The sequence below is a fragment of the Martinezella hainanensis genome, assembly GCF_900094555.1.
Lineage (GTDB): Bacteria > Pseudomonadota > Alphaproteobacteria > Rhizobiales > Rhizobiaceae > Rhizobium > Rhizobium hainanense.
The window spans coordinates 103587-118011 of sequence record NZ_FMAC01000012.1; the positions used below are offsets into that span (position 1 = coordinate 103587).

Below are 14425 nucleotides of genomic sequence, written 5' to 3' on the forward strand. Positions count from 1 at the left end.
GAAGGATTGCACCCGGCTATCCCGCAGCACGCGCGCCGAAGAATTCGTTTCTCAAATTTCGATCGAGCGGGCGCACCCGCGAAAGGTTGCCCAGGAACTGGCGTGGACTTGTCAGTACCGACCGGTTCAGGAAATGGGTCCTGATGAGATTGGAGGATTTGCTGTGGGCGCCGGCATGGCCGACCCGATAGATTGCACCGCGGAAGGGCAACGATCCGAGCGGGGCGCCGGTGTCGGCAAGCAGCTTGCCGATGCGCACATGGCTGCCGAGCATGGATTTGATGTAATCGACCTCGGCATCCTCGAAGGTCGCGGGCAACTTGTAGAGGTCCGACCGGATGATGAGCGAGGTCCCGCAATAATTGGCGAAGTCATTGTGATGCAGCAGTAACCGGCCGCCTTCGTTCCAGAGATAGCCCCGGTCGATCTTCCAGCCGTTGGCGTCGGAATTTCTGGCGGCGAAATCGACGATATTGGCGCTGACGAAATCATCATCGTCGACGATCATGAAGAAACGAGTGTCGCGCGCCGAAAGCATGCCTTTCAGCACGCGGCGGCCCTTGTCCAGCCGGAAGGCGTCGTAGACCTTCTCGCGGTCGGCGCCATCGATGTCGTGCAGCTGGTTTGGCGGGAAGGTTACGCGCTCTGCCGTAAAATTCGGCGGCAGATCGGGCAGATCGGCGCCTTCGTTGGCGACGACCACACCGCGCCAGTTATTGTTGGATTGCCCGGCGATCGATGCGATTGTTTGCGACAGCCGCCGTTTCAGCGCAGGCCAATCATTGGAATTGGCCTGATGGCGAACGGGAATAATGAACGTAACCAGTGTCATGAGGCGCCTTTCCGACATTTGCTGTTGCTACCGCAGGGATCGAAGGCCCCATGTGGAATGCCATGCTTCGATCCGATGGCCACGATGCTTGCTACTGTGCCCTTGCACGGCGACCTTGCAGTGTCGTCCGCACGAGGAAGAGGACCCTTTCCCTGCATAAGAGAAGGATGAGACCCGAATAGGTGAGGCCGCCGACCAGGACTTCGCAAATGAGACGTGCTGCGAGGGAGCGGTCGTACAAGGCCGACGAGGCTGCCAGCACCACGACAAGCATGCCGAGATAGGCGGCTATAGGCCGCAGGAACTGGCTGAAATATTCCAGGATGCTCAGACCGATCAATCGCGAGACCATCCAAAGCGTCACCGGCCACAGCATCAGCACGCCGACCATGAGCCCGAAGACGACGGTCGCGACACCATATTTGTGGAGAATGAAAACGGTGAGGATCGAAACGACGTTGCGCACCAGCTGATAGTAGAACCACCAGTCGGATCTGCCCTGGCTGGTGATCAGGGAGGCCTGGATGATCCCAATGCCGGCCATCAGGCCGATCACGCAAAAGAAGCGAACCGGCCAGATGGCGGCCGCCCAGTGCGGTCCGAAGATCAGCGGAATGGCATCATCTGCGACCGCTGCAAGTCCCATGAAGGCCGGGAACGATACCAGCGAGCAGCCGAAGGTCGCCATGAGAAAGGCTTCGCGCACTTTGTCCTTATCGTGCTGCAGCGAGGAGAGCAGCACGTGGCTGACCGAATTCAGTCCGCCCGCCACGACATTGTTGAGCATCTCATAGAGTCGCCGGGCGAAATTATAGATACCGAGAGCGGCTGGGCTTACCAGCGTCCCGATGATCAGCTGGTCGAGATTCATGGTCTGGAGGAAGCGGTTGCCAGAGGCGAAGATGCCGTAATGCAACAGTTCGCGCAGGCTTGAGAGCTTTACCCTGAAGCTAGGCAGCCACCTTGCGCCCCAGAAAGCGGCGATGCAGGCAGCCGCCGGTGCGGCGATCTGGGCGATCGCAAGCGCCCAGAGCCCGAAACCCGCAAAAATCAGCGAGAGACAGATAACCGCCGAAACGGAGGTGGCGATCGCGGTGCGGGCCGCGGCAAGATGAAAGGACATCGTCCGGCCGATCAGGGCGTTGGGGACGATGATCATCATGTCGAAGAAAATCTTGAGGCCGATGATCAGCAGCAGCTTGACGATATCGTCATGCCCAACCCAATGGGCGAGAAACGGCGAAAGCAGAAACAGCGCGGCATAAAGGATGGCTGCGGAGACGAAGGATAGCCAGAAGACCGTATCGAGATGGCTGCGCCGAATGGATTTCTGCTGGATCAGTGCCTCGCCGAAGGCCGTCGGCCCGAAGCCGGAGGCGAAACTGACGATGGCGAAGGCAAGTGCCACCAGACCGAAATCCTGTGGCAGCAGAAAACGGGACGTGACGACGAAGACAAGGCTGTTGAGTGCCGTCGGGATAAGCGTATCCAGCGCCGACCAGAAGGCACCTCTCAATGCGGCCCGCGATCGGTTTTCGCTCAGATGTTCAAAGACGACTTCATCCGCTTCGGAAGCCAGCAAACGTATACCTCGCCATATAGACCGTCATCGGCGCCGGAGCTCCGGCACCCGCTATTGCCGCGGCGCCGTCGTTCGGTGCAACAGGACCACGTGTTGGATGCTTGATCTAGGCCAGCCCCTCGATTTGTCTAGGGAGGATTGTTGCATTGCAACATTGCGTTGCTGAAAGTGATCCCGCGATCAAGGCAAACGCGAAATCTGTCTCCTCAGGGCGACGAAAAAGCGCCGTCTCTATTGCGCGGCCGAGCGGACCCTTGGCTCGTCCCACTCGATTTCCGGAGCTGCATCCGCCTCATCCAGAGGCTCGTTCATCTCGTAAAGATAGCCTTCGAGCATGTCGCAGGCGCGTTCGCTGGCGCCGATCTTCGCTTCGGTTTCGCTAATCGCGGTGGCAATGGCCTTGATGCGGGCGCGCAGCATGTGGCCGACCACGTCCTTGCCGGGGCGCCTGCCCAGCCGGTCGAGGTGAAGGCCGATGCGGTTGGAGTGGCGCTCGAGCTCGCTCTTGCTGAAATTCGCCTTGCGAATTTCTTCCAGAAGGCTCGCACGCATCTTGGCGACGGGATCGAAACTGCCCGGCTCACGCTCGTCCAGCACCATCTCCGTAATCAGCTTTTCAATGGCGACCAGCGCCTGCAAGTCGACGGCATCGGTCAGTTCGACATCATAACCGGTATCGTCGAACACCTTGCGACGTACGGGGTCGAGAAGAAGCTCATAGGCCTTCTGCAGCCGCGCGAAAGCATCGGTATCACCGCCGGAATCCGGGTGGGCCGCCTTGGCGCGCTTGCGATAGGCCGCCTTGATCTGCTCTTCGCTGGCATCGCGCGCAACGCCGAGAATATCGTATGGATCAGTCACTCCAACTCCTGCCGCCGCTTATTCCTGTTTTTAAGGCTCTCGCCGTTGATACCGCCTGCGCGGTTTAAACTTCCCGCCAGTCTGTTTCAATCGGCCCTGGCGCTATGTGTACCATCACAAAGGCAGAGTTTGGACAAAAAGAGGCCTATGTCAAAGACGAACTGTCTCGTGCATGGAAATGTGCCGGCCTAGATCGTCCGGTCGAAGAAGACGGTCGAGCGTGCCTGTTTCAGCCGATAGAGTTGGGCGGGGCGATTGCTGGCGCGGCGCATTTCTCCGACGATCGGCACGATGAAATCGACTTCCGCGATGCGTTTGCGAAAGGCAGATTTATCGAGAAGGCGGCCGAGAAGCCGCTCATAGACAGCCTGCAATTCGCTGAGAGTGAATGCTTCCGGCAAGAGGTGTACCGGCAGGGTGGTATATTCGACCTTGTTGCGCAATCTGGTGATCGCCGTCTTCAAGATGGCTGCGTGGTCGAAGGCGAGGGGCTGCGCCGTCGCTTCGCCTGCGATCGGATGCCAGGCGGCATCCGTGACATTGCCGCCATGCTGCAGGATGACGGCATCCGGCATGATCAATGCCATGTAGGTCACGCTCAGGCTCCAGCCGCGGGGATCGCGCGCCGCATCCCCGAAAACGCCGACCTGCTCGAAATAGGGCGCCGCGACGCCTGTCTTGTCGCTGAGCACGCGCCTTGCCGCAGCCTCCAGGCTCTCATCTTCATCGACATGAATCCAGCCGCCAGGCAATGCCCAGTGACCAGTAAATGGTTCCACACCGCGTCGGGCTAGCAGAACTTCAAGCCCGTCCGGCGTCAATGCGAAGATTGCGAGATCGACCGAAACGATCGGTCTCTGATGAAGGTCTTCGATGTTGTTCATGGCTGCAAACATAGCGCGATCGATCCTTAGTGTAAAGTTTCAACTAACTTAGTTGACAAAATACAATAAGTGGTATTTGTTCGCGTTATCGCAGTTTGCAACGCCGCTTTCAGGAGGCAGTCATGTTCGGATTTCGTTTCATCAAGGCTCAACCGACCCAGTATGTGATCCAGTATCAAGGAGGCCGGCCACAGCGCGAGGGCGCGGGGCTCTCGTTCTGGTATTTCGCACCGTCGACCTCGCTGGTCGTGGTACCGACGGCCAGCGTCAACGAGCCCTTCATCTTCCCGGAGGTCACCTCGGACTTCCAGGAAGTGACGGTTCAGGGGCAGATCACCTATCGCATCGCCGAGCCGAAGCGGACGGCGGAACTGCTGGATTTCTCGCTCAACGCCAAGGGCGTTTACGGTTCGGAAGATCCGCAGAAGCTGTCGCAGCGGTTGATTGACCAGGTTCAGGTCGTCATGCGCGCCGAAGTGCAGGCCCTTTCGCTGAAGGAAGTGCTCGCTGCCGGCGAACTGCTGGTCGGACGCGTGGCAACCACACTGCACACTCATCCGGTGCTGCAGGCGCTGGGTCTTGAGCTCCTGAGCCTGTCGATCCTCGCGGTGAAGCCAAAGCCCGAAACCGCGAAGGCACTGGAAGCCGGTGCGCGTGAAGCGCTGCTACGCAGCGCCGACGAGGCGATCTATGCCCGCCGCAACGCAAGCGTCGAGCAGGAACGAACCATCAAGGAGAATGAGTTGGCGACCGAGATTGCCGTCGAAAACAAGAAGCGCCAGGTCCGCGAAGCGCAGATGGATGCTGAACGCTCGGTCCAGGAGCGCCAGCTGCAGATCCGCCGCGAAGAGATGACCGGCAAGATCGCGCTTGAAGAGCAGAACAAGGAGCTTGTTGCTCTCGCCTCGGGCAATGCGCGCGAAGAGGCCGATGCGAAAGCCTATGGCCTTGCCGCCATGATGAAGTCGTTCGGCGATGCCGATCCCAAGATGCTGCAGGCGCTGGCTTCGGTCGGCATGGACCCCGGCCAGCTGATGGCACTTGCCTTCCGCGATCTTGCCGACAACGCCACCAAGATCGGCCAGTTGAACGTCACCCCCGATCTCCTGCGCGAGATGTTGCAGCCGCAGGCAAGGGGGTGAGCCATGCCCGTCGCGAACAGCGGAAAGGCTGACGACAGAAAGATCGTGCTCATCGTGCGCGACACCCGTCTCGACGAACTCGTCGCACGCTTCAACACCGTTCAGCAGGCGCAGTTCTATGTCGAACATCTGGGCGCGGATTTCGGCGACTATCTGGCGGAACAGCAGCACTATCGAGCGGCGGTACGGGAGGTCGAAGCCAGCCTGCACACTGTTGCCCGGGTGCAGACGCTCAACCGGCGCTATCTCGCAAACTTCATCTTCGGCGCCGACGATCTCGTCGTGGTGCTCGGACAGGATGGCCTCGTCGCCAATACGCTGAAATATCTCGACGGTCAGAATGTGGTCGGGGTGAATCCAGATCCGAAGCGGTGGGATGGCGTTCTTTTGCCCTTTCAGACGGCGGATGTTCGCAAGGTGATGCCGGAAGCTCTGGCGCAGCGCCGGCCGCTGAAGCGGGTCAGCATGGCCAAGGCCGCGCTCAACACGGGCGAAGTGCTCTATGCGGTCAACGACCTCTTCATCGGCCCGCGCAGCCATGTTTCGGCTCGCTACGATCTCCGGGTCGGCGAACGGCATGAAAGACAATCGTCGAGCGGCATCATCGTTTCGACGGGCATGGGATCGACGGGATGGCTGAAAAGCCTCTATGCCGGTTGGGCGGGAGCGGCTGCAAGCTGCGGCGTGGAGCTGCCGGCGGGAATTGCCGACGCCGCGTTTCCCTGGGATGCAGACTTCCTGCACTATTTCGTGCGGGAACCGTTTCCGAGCCGTACGACGGGCGTCTCGCTGGTGTCGGGGCAGATCGGAGCGGAGATCCCGATGACGGTGATGTCCGAGATGGCAGAACATGGCGTCATCTTCAGCGATGGCATCGAGGCGGACTTCCTGCCTTTCAATGCCGGCACGCTGGCGACGATCGGCCTTGCGGAACGGCAGGGATTGCTGGTGACATAACGGCAATCGGCCCGCTCCGTCGAAAGAAGCGGGCCGACTGTAGAATGCCTCAGACTTTTTAAGCGGCCGAGAATGGCACGGCGACGAAGGTCTTGTCGCCATTGCGTTCGATCAGCAGCAGGACGGATTTGCGGCCGTCCTTGCCGGCCTTGGCAACGGCCGTCTGCACCTCATGGGCATTGCGCACCGGCTGATCGTTGACCGAGACGATGATGTCGCCGGTCTGTATGCCGGCAGCCGCGGCTGGCTTGTCCGGATTGACGCTGGCAACGACCGCGCCCTCGACGCCATGCGGCAGGTTCAACTGCTCGCGCATGTCGGGCGTCAGATTGGCGAGGCCGACGCCGATGCTCGGCTGATTGGAGGGCTGGACCTTGCCATCGCCGGCATCATTGGCAGCCTGCTTGCTGTCGTCATTGCCGCCGATGGTGACACTGACGTCCATGCTCTTGCCATCGCGCCACAGTGTGACCGTGCGCTTGTCGCCGGGGGAAAGATCGGCGACCAGTCGCGACAGGTCCTTCGGCGTCTTGACGGTCTCATTGCCGACCGCCGTGACGATATCGCCGCTCTTGATGCCGGCACGTGCGGCCGGCGTATCGCCATTGACGCTAGCGACCAGCGCGCCTTGGGTCTGCGAGAGGCCCATGGCATTGGCGATATCCGAGGTCACCGGCTGGATGGCGACACCGAGATAGCCATGATCGATCGAGCCGTTCTTTTCCAGCTTGGCGACGATTGCCTTGGCCTCGTCGGAAGGAATGGCGAAGCCGACGCCGACGCTGCCGCCGTTCGGCGAGTAAATAGCGGTGTTGATGCCGACGACATTGCCTTCGCGATCGACCAGCGGGCCGCCGGAATTGCCGTGGTTGATGGGGGCGTCGATCTGGATGAAGTCGTCATACGGGCCGCTGTGGAGGTCGCGGCCGCGGGCCGAAACGATGCCGGCGGTGACGGTCGTGCCGATACCGAAGGGGTTGCCGATCGCGAGGATCTGGTCGCCAAGCTTGAGCTTGTCGGAATCGCCCCAGGCGATGGTTGCGAGCGGCTTTGGCGCGTTGATCTTCAGGACGGCGAGGTCCGACTTGGCATCAGCACCGAGCAATTTGGCCGGCAGCTCGGTGCCGTCATCCAGCGTCACCTTGATATCAACCGCGTTCTGAATGACGTGGTTGTTGGTGACGATGATGCCATCCGGGCTGATGATGAAGCCGGAACCGAGCGCCATGGCGCGCTGGCTCTGTTGCTGCCGCGGCATCTGCTTCGGGAAGGGGATGCCCTGATTTTCGAAGAATTGCCGGAACTGTTCGTCCATCGGCGAATTGCTGCCGTCGGCGCTGGTGTCGGTCGCCTTCATGGTTGTGGTGACGGTGACAACGGCCGGCTTGTCAGCGTCGACGATCGGGGCGAAGGAGCCGCCGGGCGCGATGATGCCGGCCGGTTCGGCGGCCGAAGCGACGGTTGCTGATGTGCTGAAGGCAAAGGGCAACGCGCCGGCGCCGACGATGATGGCGGCGCCTACGATGGCGGCAGTACGATGTTTGCGGAGGAGAGATGACATGGCAAAAGTCCCTTGCGAGATTGTTGGCGAATTGGCGTCTTGTCCATGTCCGGGACAGGCGTCGAATGGAGCCGCGTCAGTTCGTTCCGGGAGCCCTGTTTCCCACCGTTACTTTGGGGAAGCGAAGTATAAAACTGAACTGGCGCTGAGGATTAATATGATCTGCCAGTTGTCTTTTACAAATTAAATATTGATCATGTTTATATTGCAAAATGTTAAGATATTACATGAATTTAATGTTGGTTAGCCGGAATTTTCCCATATTTAAGGCTGCGGCGCTGGCCACCGCTTGAGCGCTTCCGTTCCAAGATCTGTCAAAGCGTAGATGCCGCGGTCGACGCGCTCGAACCAGCCATAGACGTTATCTCTCAGAATTTGCGGGGCCTTTGGTGCCGCTTCGCGCATATCCTTCGGGCGTTGCACGCCGTTTTCGATGGCGGTGGCGCAGGCAAGGGCCTGCTGGCGATAGGCGGTCATGATCGGCTTTCGCGTGCTGCCCCCAAGTGCCGGATCCCCTTTGCGCCGGCGATGTTCTTCAACAAGGCGTGATCTGCGCCGCACATTCTTGCGTGGCATCGGGGCAACGGGGCTGACGATGACATCGACCTGGCCGTTGTCCGAGACGGTCAGCATGCCGAAGCCGAGCCGGCGGCAAAGATCGCGGAATCGGCGATCGCCTTCGCGCCCCTTGCCCTTTGCTGACACGCGCGCGGCGATCCAGACTTCGTCGCTGGCTAAGGCGCGGTCGACGGCTTGCAGGATCAGCTCGAGATTGAAGCTCATCTTCAGCTCGCAGATGACGACGACGGGCGGTTCGCCATCATTCAGCCCGACGAGATCGCAGCCGCCGACCTCGCCCTTGACCGCATAGCCGGCGGCTTCGAGAAATGACTTGATCGGGAGATAGAGCGCCGTTTCCAAATCCGCCTCCGGGCTTTGCATATCCTTACGAGATTAGCCGATTCGGTTAACCAGAAGGTCGATAAGCCGTGAATGTGGGCAGCAAAAGTCGAGCCTGGACATTGTTGCGGGCCGGTTCACCAAACAGGGAATTCCGTGCGCGTAAGATGCCTCTTCTGCCGCAATTCACCCAGCACTGACGTCATCGATATAGACAAGCCAAACCCGCCATAAAACAATGGGCTTCTAAACCGCGTCACTGTGCCGGGAAAATTCCAGCGGCGTAATTGTTCAGTATTTCAATAGGATAGTACGAAGTCCGCGTGTGGCTAGTTGGGATGGTTTTCGCATGGAAACATGGCTTGTGGTCTCGAATTGCCAGACATTCGGTCTCGCAAATTCCCTGAAGCTTCTTGGCCCTCGTTTTCATATCGACGCAATGGACATATGGGCATTCAGGAAAAACATCGAAAAATACAAGAAAGAACTGCCCCGCTATTTCAGGGTCGTCCTCCATCCGCAGTTCCGCAATCTCGACTTCGATTTCGGCCTTGCGCAGAATCTTGATTTCATTCCCTCGATCAATTTCGACGCCTATCATCCAGACATTTGCTATGCCTTTTCGGGTGGCCCGATCGAAGGCCCGATGGGGTCCTATCATTCCATGATCGTTCTGGCGGCATACGAGGCCGGGCTCGGGATAGAGGCAACCCGGAAGCTTTTCCGGCGGGATGTCTTCGAAGGCTGCGGCTTCTTCGCGCGATGGGAGCAGGAGCGGGCGCAGCTTCTCAAGCACTTTTCGGAGCATGGTTTGGATATTTCGCCCTCGTTCACGCAGTGGTCTCGTGGCGATGCCTTCATGTATTCCGTGAACCATCCAAAAGTTCATTGCATCTACGATATTGCCCGTGCCTTCCTGAAGCGGCTCGGGGTCGAGCCTGTCGATGGCGAGCTTATGCCAGCCGATAATCTCCTGAATGGGCCATGCTATCCGGTCTATCCTGAGATTGCCGAGGCCTTTGGAGCCCGCGGCTCGTATCTCTTCAAGCTGCCGAATGACTATCGGCTCATCACCCTGGAGCAGTTCATCGAATTCAGCTTCGCCGTCTATTCGCGGCTACCACCCGGCTCCATTCTCGTCGAAGGGGCGGTTCGTGCGCGTTATGAAAAGGTCAAAGCAGTCGTGGCGGAGGCAGCCTGATGACGAACCCCTATGCCGGAATAGAGAATTACCAGCTCTGGCGGCGATCCGTGGCGCGGATCGAGACGCATCTTTTCGATCCGGTCGTCAATCCGAAATTCCGCCTGAACAGAGCGACGAAGATCGCGACGGCCGGCAGCTGTTTCGCCCAGCACATTTCCCGGCAGCTCCAGCGTATCGGTTTCCACTACTTCGTTCCAGAAAATGGGGAGGGACTGCCGGAGGATGAGCGCACTCGCCGGAATTTCGGCGTTTTCTCCGGGCGCTACGGCAATCTCTACACCGCTCGGCAGTTGCTCCAGCTGTTCGAGGAGGTTTTCGAGAAAAGAAAGCCTGCCGAGAAGGCATGGCTGCGCGAGGATGGGCGTTATGTCGACCCCTATCGACCGCAGATCGAGCCGGATGGGTTCAAGACGATCAAAGCGGTGGAAGATGAGCGCCATAAGCACCTTTCCAGTGTCCGCGCGGTTTTCACCGAGGCAGATGTATTGGTCTTCACGCTTGGTCTGACCGAGGCTTGGCGGTCCAGGGACGATGGCTCCGTGTTTCCGCTTGCGCCGGGAGTGGTTGCCGGCTCTTTCGATCCGGAGCGGCACGAATTCGTCAATTTCGGGGTCGCCGATGTCGAGGCTGATCTCCTGGCTTTCCTGGAGAAGCTCAAGGACAAGAACCCGAGCATCAAGGTGCTGCTGACCGTCTCCCCGGTGCCCCTTATTGCCACTTATGAAGACAGGAACGTGCTTGTGTCGACGACCTACAGCAAATCGGTCCTGCGGGTGGTTGCCGATCAGGTCGTATCGCGTTTTGATTGGGTCGATTACTTTCCATCCTACGAGATCATCACGGGGAGTTATGCCGGTGGTCTCTATTATGAGGCCGACTATCGCGAAGTGAATTCACGCGGCGTCGCACATGCGATGCGTTGTTTCGTCAAGAACTACACCTCCGACCCATCGCAGGTGGTTCGGCGGAACACAGAGCCACAAGCTGCGGCGATCGAGCCAACGCGCCGGGATATCATCTGCGATGAGGAAGCGATCGACGCCATCCGCGCTTAGTGCTTTCGGATCGTGCGAGGCAAGAAAAAAGGGCCGCTGATGCGGCCCTTTTTCCTGTCAACGATTGGCTCAGGCCTTGAAGTCCAGCTTGACCTCGCAAGCACCGATCGAGGCTGGCAAGAGCGGCTTGCGGATGCGCTGGCCGAACTGCCGCTTGAAGCCGAAGACGTTGCCGATCAGGCTCTTGGTGTAGAGGCCGGGGCCGCTCGAATAGATGCGCCAGCCGCCATCGACGGCGATGTCACCCGCCTTGACGCGCGACCATTCCGCCGATGCTTGATAGCGGTCATCGAAGGCTGCGTCGCTGCTGCTGAAGTAGGTATTGCGCTGGCGCAGTGACGCATGTTCCACCCGGCCGCTGACGGCGATCGGGTTGGCAAGCGCCAGGGCAGCCCACACGGCTTCCGCGTCGTCGTCGAGGGCGAGCGCCTCGCAATAGCGCAGATGCGCATGCACATACATGAGCCCTATCTCGCGGCCGAAGAAGGACGAGGACTCGGCGCGGCGGAAGAGCTTTTCCGGGCCGCCGGAATAGGTCGCCGGTTTTTCCATCAGCCGTACACCGTCCGGGAAGAGCAGGTTTTCGCGGATGAGCTTCATGTGGGCGTGGCGCTGATCGGGCGTGAACAGGCCGCCGATCATCGGCTGCGTCATCGCGATCAGCGAATAATGCAGGCCGGTGCGGGTATCCTCGGGATGCAGCAGCAGTTCGACGCCGTCATGGCTCGGATCGAACACGCCGTAGCCCGCAACGACGCCGTCCCGCATCAGAAGCCGGTTGAAATCGGCGCGCATGGCGACGGCCGTCGCCTGCAGCGACTGCGCTTCCTCGTTACGGCTGGCAAGCGTCAGAATGTTGGCGTAGCGCACCAGCTGTTCGTACAGGAGCGAAACGGTCCAGCTGCTGACCATCCAGTCGCGCAGATGCGGATCGGCGGGCTGCAGACTGTCGTTCCAGTCGCCTTCGCCGTAGCGGATGAGGCTTGTGCCGGGCACGAAGCGGCCGCGCACCGTGTCCAGCAGCTTTTCGATATGATCGGAGATCGTCGCACGTTCCGAGGTCAGCTGCATGGTATCGTCGGCACGCCATGGAACCGTTTCGGCGAGGAAGGTGATGTCGCCGGTCGCCTCGATGTAATCGCAGAGCGCCTTCAGCGGCCAGACGACGATATCGCCATGCGCCTCGCCGGCGCGGATGTTGGCGTAGGGCTCCAGCATGAACCATTGCGGCCAGTCGCCACGGTCGCGGTACTGCTCGGAAAAGAGCGTGGAGAGAATCTGACGGACTTCTTCGTCATGCTCGTAGGCGAGCAGGAATTCGATCGGTCCCTGGCAGACGTCGCGGGTCCCCCAGGCAGCTCCCGTATATTGTTCGAGCCCATGCGGTACACTCAAATGCACGATGGCGTCATGCGCGATCCAGGGCAGCATGACCGCTTGTGCCACCACATCGCGGCCATCGCCGTCGATGCGTGCGCCTCGCGTCACATGGCTCCAGAAGCGCAGCGCCGGCGCCAGCATCTCTTCGTTCTCGACACCGGCGCTGTAGCGCGCAGCAAGGGCTTCGGCCGCATCCGGATCGGTCATCGATCCCGTGACGGCAAAGCGAAGTGCCTTCGTCGGGTGCGATTTCAGCGCGATGAAGGGGCCGTTGCGAGCCGTGCCATCGCTATAGAGCAGCTCATCGCCGCCGACCGTCTCGAACGCGTCTGGCGTCGAGGTAACGAGGTGATAGCCGGCATTCGGGTAGCGATCCCAGAGCCAGGACGGCTGCGGCCGGAAGGAGATGCGCTTGCGCGCGGCGTCCACCGCAATATTGGCAATCGCTTCATAATCTCGTTCGCCGAGCACGATGTGGCCGAACACGAGAAAGCGGCAGGCTTCGCCCTCCACCGAGACGCTCCATTGCATGGCCGGGTCGTCGCCAGAGGCGATTGCCGAGACGGTAATGGTGCGGCCGGGAAGCTGGTAGATCCAACTCGTATCGCTCAAGCCCATTTCGAAGGCGGCGGGCACGCCGAGCAGGCGCCAGCCTTCGCCGAGGTCGACGAGGATGCGCAGACCGCTCGATCGCGTCAGGTTGTAGGGATCGCGGGAAACGGAGAAAAGCTTGTGGAAGGACGTGTTGCCGATGGTCAGCTGCGCGGCGAAGATGCCCTGCATCCAGCAGGTCGCGGCCAGCGTCTGGTCGTCGAGCAGCATGTTCTGGCCGCTGCGGACGATGGCGCCGTGGCGGCGCGCCACCAGCCGTTCCTTTTCACGAAGCACGATGTGCCTGTTATGCGGCCCATCCGGCACGAAGAAGGAGATCAGCTTCCCGTCCGCATGTTCCTCCAGCATCCGCGTGGGATAGAGCGCATCGATATCAGCCTGATCGAGGCTGTCGCTCTCTGCAAGCGGAGCATCCTGCACAAGGCTGCGCGCCGTTTGTGCGGTTGATATCGTGTCGACGACGAGCTCACCCTGAAGCTTCGGCAGGCCATCGAGATGGGCGAGATCGGTATCGCTGGATGCGGCCGGATGATCGGCGATGAAGAGGCCGAAGAAGGTCGTGGTGGCTGCATCGCCTGCCGCGAGCGAAAGCGGTTTCGATTGGATCGCCGGGCAGGCGACCTCGTGCTGGCGTCGTGTGCTTGGCAGATCGCTGCCGAAGTCCGGCACCATGACGCCGTCATTGCCCTTGGAGGGCACGAGGAGTTGGATTGCATCGGTCGCGTAAGCCGCGGCACCTTCGAGGCAGCCTTGTGCGAGCCACGGATTTCGTCCGCCACCCTGCTTGAGGTTCTGCCTGACCATGATGACAGGGCCGAAGGCTGCATGGCCGGCGATATGATGGTCGATATATTGCGAGGCATAGGCTTCGCTGTTCATCAGGAAGCCGCGATCGCCGAGGCCAACGTCCTGGACGAGAATAAGGTCGGCTGAAAGCGCTGCATTCGTGCCGTTTTCCAACGAGACTTGCCAGAACCATGCGGTCTGGCTTGGGTGCAGCCGCAGGCTGACCGTGTGCTTGACGCCGGCCGTTTCGCCGCTCCACGAAAAGCCGCTCTTGCCATGACCGAACTGAACAGCGGCCTTGGGGCCGACGATTTCGGCTGTTGCCGGCCTGGCGCCGCCGACACGCAGATAGAGCCGGCCAATGCCGCCATAGACAGGCGAACCAAGCACCTGATTGATCATGACGCCGCCCTGCTGGTCAGCGAAATCGATCGAAAACAATGTGCCGTTCGGCAGGGCTGAAGCCGAGAGGCCGGCCGTATTGTCAAGTGTGACAAGACCGAGTTCTTCGCGACGAGGCGTTTGAAAGCTGCGATTGGAGGCCGAGGACATAAGCGTGGTCTCGCTGATTCATGGATCGGATGAGGGGCACTAGATCACAAGGCGACGCTCGATCATAGGAGGCATTTTCCTATTGGCATCCGCAATTCCTGGCGATGAATCGCGGAT

11 protein-coding genes are annotated in these 14425 nt (G+C 60.1%); 4 read left to right on the forward strand and 7 right to left on the reverse strand.

The annotated features are described in order from the left end of the window. Nucleotides 1–16 precede the first annotated feature (16 nt). The 4 genes from GA0061100_RS28305 to GA0061100_RS28320 all read right to left on the reverse strand — a co-directional run bounded on the left by GA0061100_RS28305 (nucleotide 17) and on the right by GA0061100_RS28320 (nucleotide 4171). The gene (locus tag GA0061100_RS28305; protein ID WP_075856189.1) at nucleotides 17–832 is read right to left on the reverse strand and encodes a galactosyl transferase; all 816 of its coding nucleotides are present in this window, start codon (nucleotides 830–832) and stop codon (nucleotides 17–19) included. Between the two features lie 91 nt (nucleotides 833–923). Further along, complete coding sequence (locus GA0061100_RS28310) at nucleotides 924–2414, reverse strand: lipopolysaccharide biosynthesis protein (protein WP_075856190.1); 1491 nt, start codon at nucleotides 2412–2414, stop codon at nucleotides 924–926. Nucleotides 2415–2645: 231 nt separating this feature from the next. After that, the gene (locus GA0061100_RS28315) at nucleotides 2646–3275 is read right to left on the reverse strand and encodes a J domain-containing protein (protein WP_075856191.1); all 630 of its coding nucleotides are present in this window, start codon (nucleotides 3273–3275) and stop codon (nucleotides 2646–2648) included. A 188-nt stretch (nucleotides 3276–3463) separates the two neighbouring features. Further along, complete coding sequence (locus tag GA0061100_RS28320) at nucleotides 3464–4171, reverse strand: NUDIX hydrolase (protein ID WP_143525554.1); 708 nt, start codon at nucleotides 4169–4171, stop codon at nucleotides 3464–3466. 110 nt (nucleotides 4172–4281) lie between these two features. Between GA0061100_RS28320 and GA0061100_RS28325 the strand changes: the two genes are divergently transcribed. Continuing rightward, a complete protein-coding gene (locus GA0061100_RS28325; protein ID WP_075856192.1) occupies nucleotides 4282–5301 on the forward strand; it encodes an SPFH domain-containing protein in 1020 nt (339 codons plus the stop codon). A 3-nt stretch (nucleotides 5302–5304) separates the two neighbouring features. After that, nucleotides 5305–6258 carry a diacylglycerol kinase catalytic domain-containing protein gene (locus GA0061100_RS28330; protein ID WP_075856193.1) on the forward strand — a complete coding sequence of 318 codons (954 nt, stop codon included), beginning with the start codon at nucleotides 5305–5307 and terminating at the stop codon, nucleotides 6256–6258. A 58-nt stretch (nucleotides 6259–6316) separates the two neighbouring features. On the opposite strand, the gene GA0061100_RS28335 is transcribed toward GA0061100_RS28330, so the two are convergent. Together GA0061100_RS28335 and GA0061100_RS28340 are read right to left on the reverse strand one after the other, a co-directional pair. Then, on the reverse strand, nucleotides 6317–7819 hold the full coding sequence (locus tag GA0061100_RS28335) for a DegQ family serine endoprotease (protein ID WP_075856194.1): 1503 nt from the start codon (nucleotides 7817–7819) through the stop codon (nucleotides 6317–6319). Between the two features lie 264 nt (nucleotides 7820–8083). Next, on the reverse strand, nucleotides 8084–8740 hold the full coding sequence (locus tag GA0061100_RS28340; RefSeq protein WP_075856195.1) for a DUF2161 domain-containing phosphodiesterase: 657 nt from the start codon (nucleotides 8738–8740) through the stop codon (nucleotides 8084–8086). A gap of 328 nt (nucleotides 8741–9068) precedes the next feature. On the opposite strand from GA0061100_RS28340, the gene GA0061100_RS28345 reads away from it, so the two are divergent. Further along, complete coding sequence (locus tag GA0061100_RS28345) at nucleotides 9069–9920, forward strand: WcbI family polysaccharide biosynthesis putative acetyltransferase (RefSeq protein WP_075856196.1); 852 nt, start codon at nucleotides 9069–9071, stop codon at nucleotides 9918–9920. Further along, nucleotides 9920–10978, forward strand: coding sequence for a GSCFA domain-containing protein (locus tag GA0061100_RS28350; protein ID WP_075856197.1), 1059 nt, complete (start codon nucleotides 9920–9922; stop codon nucleotides 10976–10978). Before GA0061100_RS28345 ends, GA0061100_RS28350 begins: the two co-directional genes overlap by 1 nt. Nucleotides 10979–11047: 69 nt before the next feature. Here GA0061100_RS28350 and GA0061100_RS28355 read toward each other — a convergent pair whose 3' ends face one another. Beyond that, nucleotides 11048–14308: a GH36-type glycosyl hydrolase domain-containing protein gene (locus tag GA0061100_RS28355; RefSeq protein WP_075856198.1), complete on the reverse strand. Its 3261-nt coding sequence runs from the start codon at nucleotides 14306–14308 to the stop codon at nucleotides 11048–11050. Nucleotides 14309–14425: the final 117 nt, after the last annotated feature.